This window comes from Mycolicibacterium moriokaense, assembly GCF_010726085.1.
Classification (GTDB): domain Bacteria; phylum Actinomycetota; class Actinomycetes; order Mycobacteriales; family Mycobacteriaceae; genus Mycobacterium; species Mycobacterium moriokaense.
The window spans coordinates 1,083,010-1,100,758 of the sequence record NZ_AP022560.1; the positions used below are offsets into that span (position 1 = coordinate 1,083,010).

The 17,749-nt window shown below is 66.5% G+C and carries 19 protein-coding genes, 1 tRNA gene and 1 pseudogene; 10 read left to right on the plus strand and 11 right to left on the minus strand.

The features are described from left to right. Positions 1-69 precede the first annotated feature (69 nt). Positions 70-267, minus strand: coding sequence for a helix-turn-helix transcriptional regulator (locus tag G6N43_RS05205; RefSeq protein WP_074377345.1), 198 nt, complete (start codon positions 265-267; stop codon positions 70-72). An 88-nt stretch (positions 268-355) separates the two neighbouring features. On the opposite strand from G6N43_RS05205, the gene G6N43_RS05210 reads away from it, so the two are divergent. After that, complete coding sequence (locus tag G6N43_RS05210; RefSeq protein WP_083155353.1) at positions 356-1,006, plus strand: helix-turn-helix domain-containing protein; 651 nt, start codon at positions 356-358, stop codon at positions 1,004-1,006. Positions 1,007-1,457: 451 nt separating this feature from the next. Continuing rightward, positions 1,458-2,006: pseudogene (locus G6N43_RS30635) on the plus strand (tyrosine-type recombinase/integrase); the annotation flags it as partial. A 209-nt stretch (positions 2,007-2,215) separates the two neighbouring features. On the opposite strand, the gene G6N43_RS05220 reads toward G6N43_RS30635, so the two are convergent. The 4 genes from G6N43_RS05220 to ponA2 form a co-directional block, all read right to left on the minus strand. Next, positions 2,216-2,289, minus strand: a tRNA-Pro gene (locus G6N43_RS05220). Positions 2,290-2,614: 325 nt separating this feature from the next. Continuing rightward, a complete protein-coding gene (gene cds1, locus G6N43_RS05230; RefSeq protein ID WP_083155348.1) occupies positions 2,615-3,718 on the minus strand; it encodes an L-cysteine desulfhydrase Cds1 in 1,104 nt (367 codons plus the stop codon). Positions 3,719-3,723: 5 nt separating this feature from the next. Further along, positions 3,724-4,680, minus strand: a complete 957-nt coding sequence (locus G6N43_RS05235; protein ID WP_083155344.1) for a metallophosphoesterase — start codon at positions 4,678-4,680, stop codon at positions 3,724-3,726. Between the two features lie 73 nt (positions 4,681-4,753). Then, complete coding sequence (gene ponA2, locus G6N43_RS05240; protein WP_083155341.1) at positions 4,754-7,243, minus strand: transglycosylase/D,D-transpeptidase PonA2; 2,490 nt, start codon at positions 7,241-7,243, stop codon at positions 4,754-4,756. Positions 7,244-7,562: 319 nt separating this feature from the next. Here ponA2 and G6N43_RS05245 point away from each other — a divergent pair, with 319 nt between their 5' ends. Beyond that, the gene (locus tag G6N43_RS05245; RefSeq protein WP_083155338.1) at positions 7,563-7,919 is read left to right on the plus strand and encodes a WhiB family transcriptional regulator; all 357 of its coding nucleotides are present in this window, start codon (positions 7,563-7,565) and stop codon (positions 7,917-7,919) included. Here the strand turns inward: G6N43_RS05245 and G6N43_RS05250 are convergent, their stop codons facing one another. Next, positions 7,920-9,050, minus strand: a complete 1,131-nt coding sequence (locus G6N43_RS05250; protein WP_083155331.1) for an ATPase BagB — start codon at positions 9,048-9,050, stop codon at positions 7,920-7,922. Continuing rightward, a complete protein-coding gene (locus G6N43_RS05255) occupies positions 9,047-10,066 on the minus strand; it encodes an ATPase BagA (RefSeq protein ID WP_083155327.1) in 1,020 nt (339 codons plus the stop codon). Before G6N43_RS05255 ends, G6N43_RS05250 begins: the two co-directional genes overlap by 4 nt. 47 nt (positions 10,067-10,113) lie before the next feature. Between G6N43_RS05255 and G6N43_RS05260 the strand changes: the two genes are divergently transcribed. The 3 genes from G6N43_RS05260 to G6N43_RS05270 are packed head-to-tail and all read left to right on the plus strand — an operon-like array spanning position 10,114 to position 11,503. Beyond that, positions 10,114-10,275 carry a Sp36 family protein gene (locus tag G6N43_RS05260; RefSeq protein WP_014817956.1) on the plus strand — a complete coding sequence of 54 codons (162 nt, stop codon included), beginning with the start codon at positions 10,114-10,116 and terminating at the stop codon, positions 10,273-10,275. Further along, positions 10,272-10,727, plus strand: a complete 456-nt coding sequence (locus G6N43_RS05265) for a RidA family protein (protein WP_083155323.1) — start codon at positions 10,272-10,274, stop codon at positions 10,725-10,727. Before G6N43_RS05260 ends, G6N43_RS05265 begins: the two co-directional genes overlap by 4 nt. After that, a complete protein-coding gene (locus G6N43_RS05270) occupies positions 10,724-11,503 on the plus strand; it encodes an MBL fold metallo-hydrolase (RefSeq protein ID WP_083155319.1) in 780 nt (259 codons plus the stop codon). The genes G6N43_RS05265 and G6N43_RS05270 overlap by 4 nt, the downstream gene beginning before the upstream one ends. A gap of 58 nt (positions 11,504-11,561) precedes the next feature. Here the strand turns inward: G6N43_RS05270 and crp are convergent, their stop codons facing one another. Further along, positions 11,562-12,236, minus strand: a complete 675-nt coding sequence (gene crp, locus G6N43_RS05275) for a cAMP-activated global transcriptional regulator CRP (RefSeq protein WP_163658018.1) — start codon at positions 12,234-12,236, stop codon at positions 11,562-11,564. 102 nt (positions 12,237-12,338) lie between these two features. Next, on the minus strand, positions 12,339-12,671 hold the full coding sequence (locus G6N43_RS05280; RefSeq protein WP_083155311.1) for a hypothetical protein: 333 nt from the start codon (positions 12,669-12,671) through the stop codon (positions 12,339-12,341). A gap of 104 nt (positions 12,672-12,775) precedes the next feature. On the opposite strand from G6N43_RS05280, the gene nth reads away from it, so the two are divergent. Genes nth through marP form a run of 4 tightly spaced genes read left to right on the plus strand, consistent with a single transcriptional unit; the run spans position 12,776 to position 16,171 of the window. After that, positions 12,776-13,528 (plus strand): endonuclease III, encoded by a 753-nt coding sequence (nth, locus tag G6N43_RS05285; protein WP_083155307.1) that lies wholly within the window; start codon positions 12,776-12,778, stop codon positions 13,526-13,528. Between the two features lie 18 nt (positions 13,529-13,546). Further along, positions 13,547-14,191, plus strand: a complete 645-nt coding sequence (locus tag G6N43_RS05290) for a TlpA family protein disulfide reductase (protein WP_083155302.1) — start codon at positions 13,547-13,549, stop codon at positions 14,189-14,191. After that, positions 14,188-14,970, plus strand: coding sequence for an NUDIX hydrolase (locus G6N43_RS05295; protein ID WP_083155298.1), 783 nt, complete (start codon positions 14,188-14,190; stop codon positions 14,968-14,970). The genes G6N43_RS05290 and G6N43_RS05295 overlap by 4 nt, the downstream gene beginning before the upstream one ends. A gap of 13 nt (positions 14,971-14,983) precedes the next feature. After that, positions 14,984-16,171 carry an acid resistance serine protease MarP gene (gene marP / locus G6N43_RS05300; protein ID WP_083155295.1) on the plus strand — a complete coding sequence of 396 codons (1,188 nt, stop codon included), beginning with the start codon at positions 14,984-14,986 and terminating at the stop codon, positions 16,169-16,171. Here marP and G6N43_RS05305 read toward each other — a convergent pair whose 3' ends face one another. Further along, positions 16,172-17,128: an alpha/beta fold hydrolase gene (locus G6N43_RS05305; protein ID WP_083155290.1), complete on the minus strand. Its 957-nt coding sequence runs from the start codon at positions 17,126-17,128 to the stop codon at positions 16,172-16,174. It lies immediately after the preceding gene. Continuing rightward, positions 17,128-17,646 (minus strand): phage holin family protein, encoded by a 519-nt coding sequence (locus G6N43_RS05310; protein WP_083155285.1) that lies wholly within the window; start codon positions 17,644-17,646, stop codon positions 17,128-17,130. Before G6N43_RS05310 ends, G6N43_RS05305 begins: the two co-directional genes overlap by 1 nt. Between the last annotated feature and the right edge of the window lie 103 nt (positions 17,647-17,749).

Here is a 17,749-nt window from a genome sequence, read left to right on the forward strand (position 1 = left end):
GGGTGGCAGTTCTCCGAGAGGCCCTGGGGCTCAGCCAGGGCTCAGCCAGGGTCTCTCATTTTCATTGCTTCAGGCGGCGCCGTCACCTCCACGGCGGGTTGCGCTCTCTTGTTCGGCGATCCATCGCTCGACTTCGCTGCGTCGGTAAACAACTCGACGCCCCAACGTGAAACTTGCTGGTCCCGTCCCGGCATGGCGCCAGTACCGGAGAGTGCCCACTGGCACACCAGTGAGATCCGAGACTTGGCGGGCTGACATGATGCTCATTTGATGTTCCTTTCACATCATAATGCTGAATCAACACCGCCAACGATCGCACTTTCTTTGGTGTGGGTCAAGCAATACAGTGTGATTTGTGCATGATGATCCTCCTCCGGGCGCTGACGAAGACTTCAGCCAGACGTTTGGGCGGAACATGCGCATAGCGCGCGGACAAAGGGGTTGGAGTCAGAGGCAACTCGCAGAGGCTTTGGAAGGCCAAGGTGTTCGACTCGACCCCTCGGCCGTTACACGAATCGAGCGCGGTGATCGCGAAGTCAAGCTGCGGGAGGCGGCCGCGATTGCCGACTGTCTGAACACCGATCTTCAGCAGCTGCTGATGCCTTCAGGTCCGGACCGGTTGAGCGCGGTTCTCGCGGTCCGAGGGTTCGCCGAGAAGCGGATGCGGGCGGGTCGATTCGCATTCGCTGAGCTCGGCCACTACGCCCGAACGATGCAAGAGCTTCTGGAGCTAGCGCCAGAAGCCATGGATCGACTCCGCCGACTCCGTGGTCGTTCTGAGGAACTAGACGCTCATGACCACGTCGTCCTCGAACTAAAAGAGTTACTGGCCGACTTGCATTGGCAAAAGCCAGATTTCGAAGTCGCGGACGTCGATGAACGGCTCGGCGATGTACTCCAACGGGTCGTGAATGCGGCCGTCGACAACCTGTTTGTTGGCGCGAATTCCGAGGACGTCGGCGTAGACGAGCCTCGCGGCGTGAACAGGGACGATGCAGAGGCGTAATCGGCGGGGTGGTGTCGAGGACCGCTGGCGCCGTGCAGACGGCAGTCCATCAGTACGTGCCGGAAAGGGGCGCCGCTGGCTGGCCCGCTACGTCGACGACCAGGGGCAAGAGAACACCAGGTCCTTCGATCGCAAATTGGATGCTCAAGCCTGGCTTGACGAAATCGTCGCCACGCAGGTCACTGGAACCTACGTGGCCCCAAAGGCCGGTCGCGTCAGCGTCGGCGAGCTTTACGCAAAGTGGCTCGGAACGCAGAGCCACCTCAAGAAAACCACCGCGTCGACGCGAAGGTACACCTGGCCGGTGTACGTGGAGCCGCGTTGGTCAGCGGTGGCTGTTGCCGATGTCCAGGCGACCGATGTGCGGGGCTGGGTCCAGTCGATGACATCATCCGGTGCGGGCCCGGCCACCGTCGAGAACGCCGTCGGCATCCTGCGCCAAATTCTGGAGATGGCAGTCGAGGATCGACGGATCGCGCGCAATCCATGCGCGGGGATCAAGCTTCCTCGCCGTAAGCGGCGGCCGCGCGGCTATCTGACGCATCGACAGGTGGAGCAACTCGCGATTGAAGTCGGGCCGGATGCGACGGTGGTGCGCTTCCTCGCCTACACGGGGCTGCGCTGGGGAGAGATGGCAGCGCTACGGGTCAGCGACGCCAAAATGCTTCGCCGACGAGTCCACGTGCGGGAATCAGTGACGGAGGTCGAGGGCCAACTGGAGTGGTCGTCACCCAAGTCCTATGAGCAACGGATGGTGCCCTTTCCCGCATTCCTTGCTGACGAACTCGCTGCACTGATGATCGGCAAGAAACCCGATGACCTGATCTTCGCCGCGCCAGAGGGCGGGGTGCTGAGGGTGTCGAACTGGCGGCGCCGGGTGTTCGCGAAAGCGGTCAAGCGTCTCATCATGGAGGACGCGAGCTTCCCGGTGGTAACGCCGCACGATCTTCGTCATACCGCGGCGTCACTAGCCATTAGCGCCGGCGCCAACGTCAAGGCGGTGCAGACGATGTTGGGACACGCTTCGGCGGTGCTTACTTTGGACACGTATGCCGACCTGTTCCCCGATGATCTAGAGCTGGTTTCGGCGGCTCTGGACGATGCTCGAACCAAGTCTCTGGAACCCGCTGCGGACCAATTGCGGACTGGGACGGAAGAAGGCCCCGCACCGGATAACCGGTCAGGGCCCTCTACCTGCGAACACACGAGTCGGGGTGGCGGGATTCGAACCCACGACCTCTTCGTCCCGAACGAAGCACGCTACCAAGCTGCGCCACACCCCGCGTGAAGCCACGACAGCGTATCGCACCGGTGGGGTGCGACACCAAACGCGGTCGGGCGCTTGAGCAGTGACGCAACCGTGGCGCAGCCGTGACGCGGATGAGAGGCCGTGTGGTGACCCTGAGGTGTAAGTCACGACACGCCGCGGGATGGATTCGGCTTGTCGGAGACGTTATGCACACTGACGGTACAAACCGACTAAGTGAGGCGAGAAATGACCGGGCTCGGAGCTTCCATCTATCTGGGATTCTTTGCCCTGGCCGCGCTGTGGCTGTTTTTGACCTCCGAGGGCCCTCTGACGGGACGATCCGGCCGATCCGGTGACGATCAGGGCCAACGCCCGGAGCGTTCGAATTCGGCCAGCACTTCGGTCCATTCCGAGGGGTCCATGCCCTGGCTGGTCAGCCACTCTTCGCAGAAGTAGGTGTCCGCATAGCGGTCGCCGCTGTCCGCGAGCAGCGTGACCACCGATCCGCTGCGCCCGTTGGCGACCATTTCGGCAAGCACACCGAAGGCTCCCCATAGATTCGTACCGGTAGACGGACCGACCCGCCGTCCCAGCACCTTGCTCATGTGGTGCGCGGCCGCGACGGACGCTGAGTCCGGCACCACGATCATGCGGTCCACCACATCGGGTAGGAACGACGGCTCCACCCGCGGGCGGCCGATGCCCTCGATGCGCGACGACATCCCCGTCACGACATCGCTGCGGCCCTGCGCGTAGGCGGGGAAGAACGCGGAGTTCTCCGGATCGACGACACACAACCGCGTCGGGTAGCGGCGGTACCGGATGTACCGGCCGATCGTCGCACTAGTGCCACCGGTGCCCGCGCCGACCACGATCCAGTCCGGAATCGGATGGGTCTCGTCGCGCATCTGCTCGTAGATCGACTCGGCGATGTTGTTGTTCCCGCGCCAGTCGGTGGCCCGTTCGGCGTTGGTGAACTGGTCGAGATAGTGCCCACCCGTCTCCGCGGCCAGCCGCTCGGCCTCCGCGTACACCTGCGACGACTCGGCGACGAAATGGCAACGGCCGCCCTGTGATTCGATCAGCGCGATCTTGCTGGCACTGGTCGACGACGGCATCACCGCGATGAACGGCAGCCCCAGCAGCGCCGCGAAGTACGCCTCCGAGACTGCCGTCGAGCCCGACGAGGCCTCGATGACGGTGGTGTTCTCATCGATCCAGCCGTTGCACAGTGCGTATAGAAACAACGACCGCGCCAACCGGTGCTTGAGGCTGCCGGTGATGTGGGTCGTCTCGTCCTTGAGATAGAGCTCGACGTGCGCGCTGTCGCCCCAGGCGGAAGGCAACGGATAGCGCAGCAGGTGGGTATCGGCGCTACGTCGGGCGTCCGCCTCGATCAACCGAACCGCGTTGTCCACCCACGTGCGCGGCTGCCCGCGGCTCGCGCTGGATGCCGCGTTCACGGCGCTTAGCGCACCGCGACGCTCGGGTGAGACTGGCCCGCCCTAATCCCTTCGGACGAGCCCCCGATCGGGGCGGCGATCAGGGTCAGCAGCGTGGCCTCCGGGCGGCAACAGAACCGCAGGGGGGCATAGGGCGATGTGCCGATGCCTGCCGATACGTGCAGCTGAGTGTGGGCGCCCCACTGCGAGGCACCCTTGGCCCGTGACCGGTCCAGGTCGCAGTTGGTGACCACGGCACCGTAGAACGGCAGGCACAGCTGGCCGCCGTGGGTGTGACCCGCCATGATCAGCTGATATCCATCGGCGGCGAAGCGGTCGAGCACCCGCGGCTCGGGAGAGTGGGTCAGCCCCAGCCTCAGGTTGACCGCGGGGTTCGCCGCGCCGGCGATGGTCTCATAGCGGTCACGCTTGAGGTGCGGGTCGTCGACGCCCGCGGCGGCGATCAGCAGGCCACCCACCTCGAACTCGCGGCGGGTGTGCGTCATGTCCAGCCAGCCGCGCTCGGTGAACGCCGCGCGCATGTCCTGCCACGGCAGCGGCTCGCCGTGCACACGACGGTGCGGGGCGGTCACGTAATTCAGCGGGTTCTTCGCCCGCGGTCCGAAGTAGTCATTGCTGCCGAACACGAACACGCCTGGCACCGAAAGCAGGTCGCCGAGTGCCTGCACGACGGCGGGCACCGCCTTGGGGTGCGCGAGGTTGTCGCCGGTGTTGACGACGAAGTCCGGCTCCAGCCGAGCGAGCTCCCGCAGCCAGGCCTGCTTGCGGCGCTGCTGAGGACGCATGTGGATGTCGCTGATGTGCAGCACCCGCAACGGTGACGATCCGGGCGAGAGCACCGGCATCGTCACTTCACGCACGGCGAACGCATTGCGCTCGATCAGAGACGCATAGCCGACCCCTGCGACCAGCGAACCGGCGGCGACGACCGTGGATTTCTTCAGGATCGAAGAGGCGGACATGCACAGAGCTTACTGCCAGCCGGTCGATGCGCCCGCCTTCACCGTGCGGTGCGTGGGCCACACCACAGCCTGATCACGGCGGTGGTGGCGGCGGTGGCTCGAACGGTGGTGGTGGCGGTGGCGGCGGCGCTGGTGGCGGCGGCGGCCCGAGGACCGGCACCGTGATGGGCGGCAGTCCCGGAATCATGACCACCGTCGACCCCACCGGCGGCGGAACGCCAGGTGGCGCACCCTCCGGCGGAGGAGGTGGTGGCGGAGGAATGCCGTTGGAGATCTGGATCGTGATGATCGATCCCGGCACCGTCTGGCCGGTCGGCGACGTGCCCACGACCGCCCCGTACGGTGCGGTGCTGTTCACCGGTGTCGCCTCGTTGGCGACCTGGAAACCGGCGTCACGCAGCCGCTGCCGCGCGGTGCTCTCGGTCAGACCCGCGACACTGGGCACCCGCGAGCCTGGGGCGCCGTCGACATAGCGCGGATCGGTCGGCGGCAGCGAAACCGGCCCGAAGTTGTTGGCGATCGGCATCATCGCCTTGAACCAGGTCCTGGCGGGTTCGTTACCGCCGAACAGGTTGCCGTCCCCGCCGCATTGGCGCAGCGGGTAGGAGCACAGCGCACCCGGCGCGGTCGAGTCGTCATAGATGTAGTTGGCGGCGGCGTATTGGTTGGTGAAGCCGAGGAAGCCCGCCGAGCGGCTTGCCTCGGTCGTGCCGGTCTTGCCCGACATCGGCAGGTTCCAGCCGACGGAGCCCGCCGCCCCTGCTGCGGTGCCGCCGCCGGTGTCGTCCTTGCTCATCGCGTTCGCCAGCGTGTTGGCCAGGCCCTCCGGCACGACCTGTTCGCACGTCTCGGTGGTCACCGACACCGGGTTGCCGTCGCGGTCGATCACCTCGGCGATGGGGGTGGGCGGGCACCACACGCCGCCGGACGCCAACGTCGCCGCGACGTTCGACAACTCGAGCGCGTTGACCTCGATGGGGCCCAGCGTGAACGAGCCGAGGTTCTGTCGTTTGACGAAGTCGGCGAGGCTCTCGTTGCTCTCGGGGTCATAGTCGCGGGCGGTACCGGGCAGCGCGTAGGACCGTAGGCCCAGCTTGACCGCCATGTCGACGGTGCGCTGCACGCCCACCTGCGAGATGAGCTTGGCGAAGGCCGTATTCGGCGAAGTGGCCAGCGCATCAGTCACGCTCATGGCGCCGCGGTAGTTGCCCGCGTTCTGCACACACCACGTCGCGGGCGGACATCCCCTGGCGCCACCGGTGCCCAAGCCCTTGGCCTGGAATCGCGCCGGCGCGTCCAGTTGCGCGTTGATGCCCATGCCCATGTCCATCGCGGCGGCGGTGGTGAAGATCTTGAAGATCGATCCAGCACCGTCGCCGACCAGCGAGAAGGGCTGGGGCTGCATGGTTTCCCCGGCCTCCATGTTCAGGCCGTACGTGCGGTTGCTGGCCATCGCCAGCACGGGGTGGGACTCCTTGCCCGGCCGGATCACGCTCATCACGCTCGCGACGCCGTCGAGATCGGGGCTGGCGATCTCGTTGATCGCCGCCTTCACCGGACCCTGCACGTCGGGATCGAGGGTGGTCTTGATCAGGTAGCCGCCCCTGGCGACCTGCTCCTTACTGATCCCGGCGCGCGCCAGGTACTCGAGCACGTAGTCGCAGAAGAACGCGCGATCGCCCGCCGCGATGCAGCCGCGGGGCAGCTCCTTGGGCTGCGGCAGCACACCGAGTGGCTTTTCCTTGGCTGCGCGCAGTGCTGCGGCTTCCTCGGGAATGTTCTGGATCATGGTGTCCAGCACCACGTTTCGACGGGCCAGCGCACCCTCGGGGTTCGTGTAGGGGTTCAGCGTGCTGGTGGACTGCACCATGCCCGCCAGGAGTGCCGCCTGCTCCCAGTTCAGCTCGGAGGCGTTGATCCCGAAGTACGTCTGCGCCGCGTCCTGTACGCCGAACGAGCCGTTGCCGAACGAGACGAGATTCAGGTAGCGCGTCAGGATCTCCGGCTTGGTGAACGTCTTGTCCAGCGTCAGCGCCATGCGAATCTCGCGCAGCTTGCGGGCCGGCGTGGTCTCGATGGCGGCGCGCTTCTCCGCATCGGTCTGCGCGATCACCAGCAGCTGGTAGTTCTTCACGTATTGCTGTTCGATGGTCGAACCGCCGCGGGTGTCGAGGTTCCCGGAGAGATAGCCCGACAGACCGGTCAGTGTGCCCTGGACGTCCACGCCGTTGTGTTCGGCGAACCGCTTGTCCTCGATGGACACGATCGCCAGCTTCATGGTGTTGGCGATCTGGTCGCTCGGTACCTCGAAACGTCGCTGGGTGTACAGCCAGGCGATGACGTTGCCCTTGGCGTCGACCATCGTCGACACCTGCGGGACCTCACCCTCCACCAGCTGGGCGGATCCGTTGGCCACCACGTCCGAGGCGCGGTTGGAGATCAGGCCGAATCCACCGACCACGGGAAACATGAATGCCGCGAGCACGACGCTGGCCAATACGCAGCACCAGGCGAGCTTGATCACCGTCACCGCCAGCGGCGGGGTCGGTGGGCGTTCCGGCATGCGTACAGAGTAGCCAGAGGTTGCGGGCGGCAAAATTGACAGAGTCCAGGCCCCATTTGTTAAGCGCCGCGACCGCGCCTACCTGCGCGCGCGTCAATTTCTTCAGGATTTGCCTCAGAATTCACTTAATGACGGCACGGTCGTCCCAAAAAAGAGGGTCCGTACGTATTGCGCAGAAGTGCCCTGACCACTTAAGTTGTCCTGACAGTGCGATGCAGGTCACACCAGACCCCCGCACAGTGACGTAGGACGCACATCGCGTTCTACACCGGATGAGTAAGCCGTCATCGGGGGGCGGCCGGAACGAAGGGGAAACGCTGTGTCCGGTTCGAGGCCCGCTGCACGGAGGTCAAGCATGACTGCGACGACCCCCAGCATTGTCCAAGGCGCGGAGGCCGAGGCACGTATTGCCTGGGTTTCTCAGGCACGCTGCCGCCAGGCTGATCCTGATGAGCTATTTGTCCGCGGAGCTGCGCAGCGCAAAGCCGCGGTCATTTGCAGGCACTGCCCCGTGATCCTGGAATGTGGCGCCGACGCCCTCGACAATCGGGTGGAGTTCGGTGTGTGGGGCGGCATGACCGAGCGCCAGCGCCGTGCCCTGCTCAAGCAGCACCCCGAGGTGGTTTCCTGGGCCGAGTTCTTTGCCGCCCAGCGCAAGCACCGCAGTGCCGTCTAATCAGGCCGCAGTCAGTTCGCCGGTGATCTGATCGGCGATCGCCCTCAGCGCGTCCAGATCCGATACGTCGAACGGCAACGACGGCACACCGACGATCGCCACATGTGGATTGGCGCCGGTGAACCGCGACAACAGCCTGATCTCCCGCTTGGAGCGGCCGGCGCGGTCGGAGTGAATCCGTAGCACCGCCGCGGTCAGCGATTCGGGATCCTTGGCTTCCAATTCCTCCGCGGCCTCGTCTGCCTTCTCGGCGTGCAGTGAGCACAACATCGGATGGGTGCGATTGAGGATCAGCCCCGACAGCGGCATGTGCTCCTCGGAGAGCCGGTCGATGAAGAACGACGCCTCGCGCAGCGCGTCGGGCTCCGGGGCCGACACCACGACGAACTGGGTGCCGCGCCGCTTCAACAGTTCATAGGTGCGGTCGGCCTTCTCGCGGAACCCGCCGAACGTGGCATCGAGCGACTGGACGAACGCGGCTGCGTCCGAGAGCATCTGGGAGCCGAGCACCGTCGACAGCGCGCGGATCGCCAGACCCATCGCCCCTGTCACGAGCTTCCCGATACCGCGGCCTGGACCCAGCAGCAGCTTCCACAGTCGGCTGTCCATGAAGCCGCCCAACCGTTTTGGCGCATCGAGGAAGTCGAGTGCGTTGCGGGACGGAGGCGTGTCGACGACGACGAGGTCCCAGCGGTCCTCGCCGAGCAATTGGCCCAGCTTCTCCATCGCCATGTACTCCTGCGTTCCCGCCAGCGACGTCGCGACCGTCTGATAGAACTGGTTGTCCAGAATCTCTTGTGCGCGTTCGGGTCCCGAGTACTGGATGACCATCTCGTCGAAGGTGCGGCGCATATCGAGCATCATCGCGTGCAACTCGCCCGGTACCTCCGGGGCCAGCGGCACCCGCTGCGGAGTGTTGCCGAGATCCTTGATGCCCAGCGCCTGAGCCAGTCGCTTGGCGGGGTCGATGGTCAGCACCACGACGGTGCGGCCGTACTCGGCTGCGCGCAGCGCCATCGCCGCCGCGGTGGTGGTCTTGCCGACACCGCCTGCGCCGCAACATACTACGACGCGGTTGGAGGTGTCGGCCAGAATCGAGCCCATGTCGAGGGCCGGCGGTGTGGTGCTCATCGGACCCCCTGATGGGCGAGTGCTTCGGCGAGTTCGTAAAGGCTGCCCAGATCCACACCGTCGGCGATCTGCGGCAGCTCCAGACGGGCCACGTCGAGAGCGTCGAGCTGCTCGGCACTCTCGGAACGTGCCTTGATCCTGGTCGCGTGTTGGATCGTCTCCGTCAACAGTCCGGCGAAGTCGCTGTCGGACAACGTGATTCCCGCATCGCCCAGTCCCGCGCGGACGGCGTCGGCGTCGATCACGCCCTCGGCGGCCTTGGTCAGGTCGTCGGGTGCGAGGTAGGCGGGGATGTTGCGGTTCACGATGACGCTGCCGATGGGCAGCCCCAACTCCCTGAGTTCTTCGATCGCCTCCAGGGTCTCCTGGATCGGCAGCGCCTCCAGCAGGGTCACCAGATGAATCGCGGTGAGGTCGGAGTGCAGCACCTTGACGACGCTCTCGGCCTGCGAGTGCACCGGCCCGCCCTTGGCCAGTTGCGAGACGGCCTTCGTGACGTCGAGAAAACGCGAGATGCGTCCGGTCGGCGGCGAGTCGACGACGATGGCGTCATACACCGGCTGCTTACCCTTCTCGGCGCGCGTCACGATCTCGCGGATCTTGCCGGTCAGGAGCACGTCACGCAGTCCGGGGGCGATGGTCGTGGCGAATTCGACCGCCCCGATACGGCGCATGGCACGGCCCGCGAGGCCGAGGTTGTAGAACATGTCCAGGTACTCGAGGAACGCCGCCTCGGTGTCGATCGCCAGCGCGTTGACGGTGCCGCCACCTTCTGCGGTGGCGATCTTGACCTCCTCGTAGGGCAGCGGCGGCACGTCGAACAGCTGCGCGATGCCTTGGCGCCCTTCGACTTCCACCAACAACACCTTGCGGCCGCCCGCGGCGAGCGTAAGCGCCAATGCGGCGGCGATGGTCGACTTACCGGTTCCGCCCTTGCCAGTCACGAAATGCAGTCGCGCCTTGGTCAGGCGGGACGGCCAACCGACCGCGCTGTGGTCGTCAGAGGTGGTGCCCACCCGTGCAGCCTAACCAAGTGCGCATCGCGGACCGTTAAGCTCGGCCCATGAGCGAACCAACCCGCTGGGAGTACGCCACCGTCCCGCTGCTCACGCACGCGACCAAACAGATCCTCGACCAGTGGGGCGAGGACGGCTGGGAGCTGGTGTCGGTCCTGCCCGGGCCGACCGGTGAGCAGCACGTCGCCTACCTGAAGCGGCCGAAGTGAGCGCGTCGGCCAAACTCGCGGAGTTGGGCATCGAGCTACCCAACGTGGTGCCGCCGCTGGCCGCCTACGTGCCCGCGGTGCGTACGGGCAATCTGGTGTACACCGCCGGGCAGCTGCCCATGGAGGCCGGCAGCCTGCTGCGCACGGGCAAGGTGGGCGCCGAGGTCAGCCCGGAGGACGGCAAGGCGCTGGCACGGGTGTGCGCGCTCAACGCGCTGGCTGCCATCCACTCGCTGGTCGGCATCGATTCGGTGACCCGGATGGTCAAGGTGGTGGGGTTCGTCGCCTCCTCGCCGGGCTTCAGCGGGCAACCGGGCGTCGTCAACGGCGCGTCGGAACTGTTCGGTCAGGTGTTCGGCGAGGCAGGCGCGCATGCCCGCTCGGCGGTCGGGGTGTCGGAGTTGCCGTTGGATGCGCCGGTTGAGGTCGAAGTGATAGTTGAGGTCGCGTGACCCTGGAGCACCCCGCGTACAAGAAGCTCCGTCCGGTGACGGAGACCGCGTCGGTGCTCCTGTGCGACAACCCCGGACTGCTGACACTCGACGGCACCAACACCTGGGTGCTGCGTGGGCCTGGCAGCGACGAGATGGTGATCGTCGACCCCGGCCCTGAGGAGGATGACGAGCACGTCGACCTGATCGCGGGGCTGGGCAAGATCCCGCTGGTGCTGATCAGCCACAAGCATGAGGACCACACGGGTGCCATCGACAAGCTGGTCGACCGCACCGGCGCGGTCGTCCGCGCAGTGGGCAGCGGGTTCCTTCGTGGCCTCGGCGGCCCGTTGACCGACGGCGAGGTCATCGAGGCGGCCGGTCTGCGTATCACCGTGATGGCCACGCCCGGCCATTCCGCGGATTCGGTCTCGTTCGTGCTCGACGATGCGGTGTTGACCGCCGACACCGTGCTCGGCCGCGGCACCACCGTCATCGACAAGGAGGACGGCAGTCTGCGCCAGTACCTGGACTCGCTGCAGCGGTTGCGCGCCATCGGCCAGCGCACGGTGCTTCCCGGGCACGGTCCGGATCTCCCCGATCTGGAAGCCGTCAGCAACATGTATCTGGCGCATCGCGAGGAGCGACTCGATCAGGTGCGCGCAGCGCTTCGAGACCTCGGCGACGACGCCACCGTGCGACAGATCGTCGAATATGTCTACACCGATGTCGACGAAAAGCTTTGGGACGCGGCGGAATGGAGCGTCCAAGCCCAGGTGGATTACCTACGTTCCTGAGCGATTTGTGTGCGTTTAGGAGCGCTCACCGCAACGGAGCGCACACAAATCGCAAGGGTTAGCGGGCGCGACGGGCCAGGCGCTCGCTGTCGGAGATGAGAACACTCTTGCCCTCCAGCCGAATCCACCCGCGATGGGCGAAGTCGGCCAGCGCCTTGTTCACGGTCTCGCGCGAGGCGCCGACGAGCTGAGCGATCTCCTCCTGAGTCAGGTCGTGAGTGACCCGCAGCGCGCCGCCCTCCTGCGTGCCGAAGCGCTGAGCCAACTGCAGCAGCTGCTTGGCCACTCGGCCCGGCACGTCGGTGAAGATCAGGTCGGCCAGGTTGTTGTTGGTACGCCGCAGCCGACGGGCGAGCACGCGCAGCAGCTGCTCGGCGATCTCGGGGCGGTCCGAGATCCAGGCGCGCAGGGCGTCGCGGTCCATCGATACGGCGCGCACGTCGGTGATGGTCGTGGCGCTGGACGTCCGGGGGCCGGGGTCGAAGATCGACAGTTCGCCGAACATGTCCGACGGGCCCATGATCGTCAGCAGGTTCTCGCGGCCGTCCGGCGAGCGGCGGCCGATTTTGACCTTGCCGGAAACGATGATGTAGAGCCTGTCGCCGGGCTCGCCTTCTGCGAACACGGTGTGCCCACGGGGGAAGTCGACGGGCTGTAATTGCTTGGTCAGCGCTGAAACGGCGCTGGGTTCGACTCCCTGGAAGATTCCGGCCCTCGCCAGGATCTCGTCCACGTTGCCCCTCTTAAGCTGTTGGGTGATATGACATGCGCAGGCCGACCTCTGATTGGTTAGCGAGAACAGTCTAGAGGTACGCCTTTTCGTGACCAGCCCACGCTACACACGATTCGGTTGCCGAGTCGCCCGAAACTCAGGATTAACCGCGCTATGGACGTACACCCGCGTCGGTAAACCACTGGGCGCAGCGACCGCGGTTCGACCGTGCGGCACCGCCCCCTGCCCGTTCAGGCGCCGGTGCTGGGAATCCATCGCACGGCTCATGCCGTCTCGCGCAAGTGTGTTGACGTCGACGGCCTCGGCCTGTTCCAGAAACGCCGCGACGTCGGACGCCGAGACCGTGTCGTGGCTGAGCGTCGCTTCGACTCGGTCCAGCGCGAACGTTGCCATCATCAGCAACCCCGGGATCAGCGCCACGAGCAACCACGACACAACGGTGAAGTAAACACGGCCAAGGTCTCATCGGGATCACGAATTGTCACCGGTCTGCACCGGTTCGGTCGGGCCCTGTCGGCGCTTCTCAGTACGCTGACTTTGTGACTGTCCCCAAGCGCGCCCGCAAAAGAGACGGCGAGACTCGCCTCGGCCTCATCCGCCGCGCCCGGCGAATGAATCGCGCGCTGGCACAGGCCTTTCCGCACGTCTATTGCGAGCTGGACTTCACCAACCCGCTCGAGCTGACCGTCGCGACCATTCTGTCGGCGCAGAGCACCGACAAAGGGGTCAACCTCGCCACTCCGGCGCTGTTCAAGAAGTACCGCACCGCCCTGGACTATGCGCAGGCCGACCGCACCGAACTCGAGGAGCTGATCCGGTCCACCGGCTTCTACCGGAACAAGGCCAACTCGTTGATGCGGCTGGGCGCCGAACTCGTCGAGCGATTCGACGGGGAGGTACCCAAGACGATGGAGGAGCTCGTCACGCTGCCTGGCGTCGGCCGCAAAACGGCCAACGTCATCCTGGGAAACGCCTTCGGCATTCCCGGCATCACCGTCGACACCCACTTCGGCCGCCTCGTCCGGCGCTGGAACTGGACGAAAGAAGAGGACCCGGTGAAGGTCGAGCACGCGGTCGGCGAGCTCATCGAGCGCAGCGAGTGGACCGACCTGAGCCATCGGGTGATCTTCCACGGCCGACGCGTCTGTCACGCCCGCAAGCCCGCCTGCGGCGTGTGCGTACTCGCCAAGGACTGCCCGTCGTTCGGTACCGGCCCGACCGACCCGCTGATCGCTGCCCCGCTGGTGAAAGGCCCCGAAACCGACCACCTACTGGCGCTGGCCGGCCTCTGACCGCGCCGCCCGCTTCCGATGCGTACCTCGACTCGATGGACCGTGGCGGTGCTGGTCGTGGTCGTCGCCCTCGGGACGGCCTTGTGGTCCCAGCTCGGTGACGAGTCCGCACCCGGCTCGACCGGGCCCGGCGCACCGCGTGACCGGCGCGATGCCGACACCGCCGAGGCCCTGGCGGGGCCGCGGGCCCGCGCTGACCTGGCACCCTGCCCTGCTCCCGGCGTCGGGGACGGTCCCGAGGCCTTGCGCGGCATCGTCCTCGAATGCGCGGGCGACGGTTCGAACGTCGACGTCGCCAAGGCCGTGGCGGGACGGATGGTGGTACTGAACCTGTGGGCCTACTGGTGTGCGCCATGTACCCAGGAACTGCCCGCGATGGCCGAGTACCAGAAACGGGTCGGATCCGAGGTGACCGTGCTGACGGTGCACCAGGACGAGAACGAGACCGCAGGGCTGTTACGCCTGGCTGAGCTCGGGGTACACCTGCCGATGCTGCAGGACGGCCGACGTCGGATCGCAGCGGCGCTGAAGGTCCCCAACGTGATGCCAGCGACGGTTGTGCTGCGCTCGGACGGTAGCGTGGCCGCAATCCTGCCGCGGTCCTTCGCCAATGCCGACGAGATCGCGGCCGCGGTCGGGCCGGAGATAGGAGAGCCGGGGTGAGCTGGGCCAGCGAGGGGAGTGAACTCGCCCCGCTCAACGCCGAGGCAGCCCCAACCTGGCTCAAACCGCTGGTCGACAACGCCAAGGACATCAAGCGCGCCTATCGCCGGCGCGTGTCGCCCGAGGTGCTGGCGATGCTGACCGCGGCGAACAAGAAGGCCGCCGTCGCCGGAGAACGGCGAGACGCCGCGGTGCTGGTGTTGTTCTCAGGTCCGCCCGAGCCCGAGTCCGGGAGCGGGCTTGCCGAGGCCGACCTGCTGGTGACGGTGCGCGCGTCCACCCTGCGCCATCACGCCGGACAGGCCGCCTTCCCAGGTGGGGCGGCCGATCCGGGCGATGTCGACCCTGTGCACACCGCGCTGCGAGAGGCCAACGAGGAGACCGGCATCGACGTGGGCCGGCTGCAGCCGCTGACCACGCTCGAGCGGATGTTCATCCCGCCGTCTGGTTTCCACGTGGTGCCGGTACTGGCGTATTCGCCCGACCCGGGGCCGGTGACAGTGGTCGACGAATCCGAGACGGCGGTCGTCGCCCGTGTCCCGCTACGCGCGTTCGTCAACCCTGAGAACCGAATCATGGTGTACCGCAAGGAAAATGCGCGTCGCAGCGCCGGCCCGGCTTTCCTGCTCAACGAAATGCTGGTGTGGGGATTCACCGGACAGGTGGTCTCGGCGATGCTCGACGTCGCCGGCTGGGCGCAGCCGTGGAACACCGACGACGTCCGCGAACTCGAGGACGCGATGGCTCTGGTCAGACGCGGCGGCGACCCTGCCGGTTAGGGTAGGCCCAACCATGACATCGTCCCAGTGGCTCGACCTCGCCGTCCTCGCGGTCGCCTTCATCGCCGCTATCTCGGGCTGGCGCTCGGGTGCGCTGGGATCCCTGCTGTCCTTCGTCGGCGTGGTGCTGGGTGCGGTGGCCGGTGTGCTGCTCGCGCCCCACGTCGTCGCCAACATCGAAGGACCCCGCACCAAGCTGTTCGTGACGTTGTTCCTGATCCTCGCCCTGGTGGTCGTCGGTGAGATCGCGGGCGTGGTGCTGGGCCGGGCGGTGCGCGGCGCCATCCGCAGCCCCGGCATGCGCACCCTGGATTCGACGATCGGGGTGGCGCTGCAGATCGTCGCGGTGCTGGTCGCGGCGTGGATGCTGACCTATCCGCTGCAGACCTCCGATCAGCCCAACCTGGCCGCGGCCGTGCGCGGGTCGGTCGTGCTCAAGGAAGTCGACGACGTCGCACCGCCGTGGCTGAGGTCCGTGCCGCGACGGTTGTCGGCGCTGCTGGACACCTCCGGCCTGCCCGACGTCTTGCAACCGTTCGGACGCACGCCGATCGTGGCCGTCGACGCACCCGATGCGGCGCTCGCCGCCGATCCCGTCGTCGCAGCGACGCGACCCAGCGTGGTGAAGATCCGTGGTGTCGCGCCCGGGTGCCAGAAAGTGCTCGAGGGCACCGGATTCGTCGTCGCGCCCAACCGGGTGATGTCGAATGCGCACGTGGTCGCCGGCGCCGAGAGCGCCACCGTCGAGGTCGACGGCAGGACGTACGACGCATACGTGGTGTCGTACGACCCGCAGGCCGACATCTCGATTCTCGACGTGCCGGGCCTCGACGCCGCGCCGCTGCAGTTCGCGCAGGGCGACGCACCGACCGGCACCGACGCCGTGGTGATGGGGTATCCCGGTGGCGGCGATTTCGCCGCCACCCCGGCTCGCATCCGGGAGACCATCGAACTCAACGGCCCCGACATCTACCGCAGCACCACCGTGACGCGTCAGGTGTACACCATCAGAGGCAGTGTGCGACAAGGCAATTCAGGCGGGCCGATGATCAACCGCGACGGCCAGGTCCTCGGTGTGGTGTTCGGCGCGGCGGTCGACGATGCCGACACCGGTTTCGTGCTGACCGGGGATGAGGTAGCGCGTCAGCTCGAGAAGCTGGGCAACACCGAACGTGTGGCGACGGGCGCCTGCGTCACCTAGTCACGCGCCGTACACCTGTGTGAGGAACCGCTGTAGCTGGGCGTTGACCGCCTCGGGCGCTTCCTCATGTGCGAAATGCCCTGCGCCGCCGATGGATACGTAGCGCCCGTGCGGAGCATAGTGCTGCGTGCGGATGACCGGGTCGGCAAGGACGTACGGGTCGGCGTCGCCACGCAGGTGCAGCACGGGAACGTTGATCGGACGTCGCATCGAGCGCATGAACCGACGACCCTCGCCGCGGAATTGGCTACGGACCGCCCAGCGCTGGTATTCGAGTGCCGAGTGCGCCGCCGACGGAATCTGGACCGCGCGGCGCATATGCGCGATCGTCTCGGAGAAGTCTTCGGAGGCCATCCATTTCGCGCTCGCCCGACTGCGAACCAATCGCTCCAGCTCGGCACCGCCGTGGCGCGTCAACGCACGTTCTGGCCACATCGGTACCTGGTAGCGCAGCATCCACGGCAGCAGCGCCCGGCCCTGGTCACGTCTGGTCAGCGCAGAGGCACGCAGCGCGTTCGGATGCGGGGAGCTGACGAGGGCGATCGCTTGCACCGCCCGCGGATGCAGCACTGCCGTCGCCCAACAGACCAGTCCGCCATCGGCGTGTCCCACCAGCGTCGCGGTCTTGTGGCCGAGCGCGCGTACCAGCCCGGCGGTGTCGCCGGCCAGGGTCCAGCCGTCGTAACCGCGGGGCGGTTTGTCGCTGCCGCCGTAGCCGCGCAGGTCGACGGCCACCACGCGAGCTCCGGCCAACCCCCGCAGTTGGTGGCGCCACGACCACCAGAACGAACCGAATCCATGCAGCAGGATGACCAGCGGTCGCTGCGTCATCGGGATGGCAGCGTCCCGGGACTCCTGGTGGTCGGCTTCCACCACGTGAAATCGAATCCCGTTGGCGTGCACCTCGAGATGGCGCCACGGACCGTCGATGCGAACGACCGACGGGTCTGGCGGCATTACCAGCCTGAGGGGTCAGAGGTCGACGCCGGCTTGGCGCCGTCGGTTGACTCGACGGCCACCGCCTTTTCGTGGCCGGGGGTCAGCGCCTCGGGCAGTTCCCTGACCGATTCGATCGTCTTCTGCGGACCCCTGATCCGGCGCACCTTGAGGTAGCCGAGCAGCGCGAAGATCGCCGTCACCACGACCATGACCCCGAACACGATCAGGAACGCCGCCCACCGCCAGAGCCAGGTGTCGAGCAGTTCGGCGGCGAAGAAGAAGAAGAAGAACGTGGAGTAGAACAGCACCACCAGCGCGAGGATGAAGTAGACGCTGCCGGTGAGGCCCTTCTTGACGTCACGCGTGATTTCGGCCTTGGCCAGTTCCACCTCGGCGCGGACCAGCGTGGACACCTGCGCGGTGGCGTCCTTGACGAGATCGCCGATGGACGGGTCGGGCTTGGGCGCATGCGGGTCGACCAGTGGTATCGAGGTCACGGTGGTCGGCACGCCATTCCTGCGATCACTCACTGACATTTCCTCCCGCATTGATCGGTCTGCGGTTCATGTTGCCATGTGGCGTGCCGCGAAACGATTCCGGCCGACGTTAGACTGACAAGGTCGAATGCAACGCAGGTCG

What these genes read in the sequence shown, in the direction of transcription:
- G6N43_RS05290 (WP_083155302.1), top strand. Translation starts at nt 13,547, where the DNA reads ATGCGTACCTCGACTCGATGGACCGTGGCGGTGCTGGTCGTGGTCGTC.
- marP (WP_083155295.1), top strand. Translation starts at nt 14,984, where the DNA reads ATGACATCGTCCCAGTGGCTCGACCTCGCCGTCCTCGCGGTCGCCTTC.
- G6N43_RS05250 (WP_083155331.1), bottom strand. Translation starts at nt 9,050, where the DNA reads ATGAGCACCACACCGCCGGCCCTCGACATGGGCTCGATTCTGGCCGAC.
- G6N43_RS05260 (WP_014817956.1), top strand. Translation starts at nt 10,114, where the DNA reads ATGAGCGAACCAACCCGCTGGGAGTACGCCACCGTCCCGCTGCTCACG.
- G6N43_RS05305 (WP_083155290.1), bottom strand. Translation starts at nt 17,128, where the DNA reads ATGCCGCCAGACCCGTCGGTCGTTCGCATCGACGGTCCGTGGCGCCAT.
- G6N43_RS05205 (WP_074377345.1), bottom strand. Translation starts at nt 267, where the DNA reads ATGAGCATCATGTCAGCCCGCCAAGTCTCGGATCTCACTGGTGTGCCA.
- ponA2 (WP_083155341.1), bottom strand. Translation starts at nt 7,243, where the DNA reads ATGCCGGAACGCCCACCGACCCCGCCGCTGGCGGTGACGGTGATCAAG.
- G6N43_RS05310 (WP_083155285.1), bottom strand. Translation starts at nt 17,646, where the DNA reads ATGTCAGTGAGTGATCGCAGGAATGGCGTGCCGACCACCGTGACCTCG.
- G6N43_RS05235 (WP_083155344.1), bottom strand. Translation starts at nt 4,680, where the DNA reads ATGTCCGCCTCTTCGATCCTGAAGAAATCCACGGTCGTCGCCGCCGGT.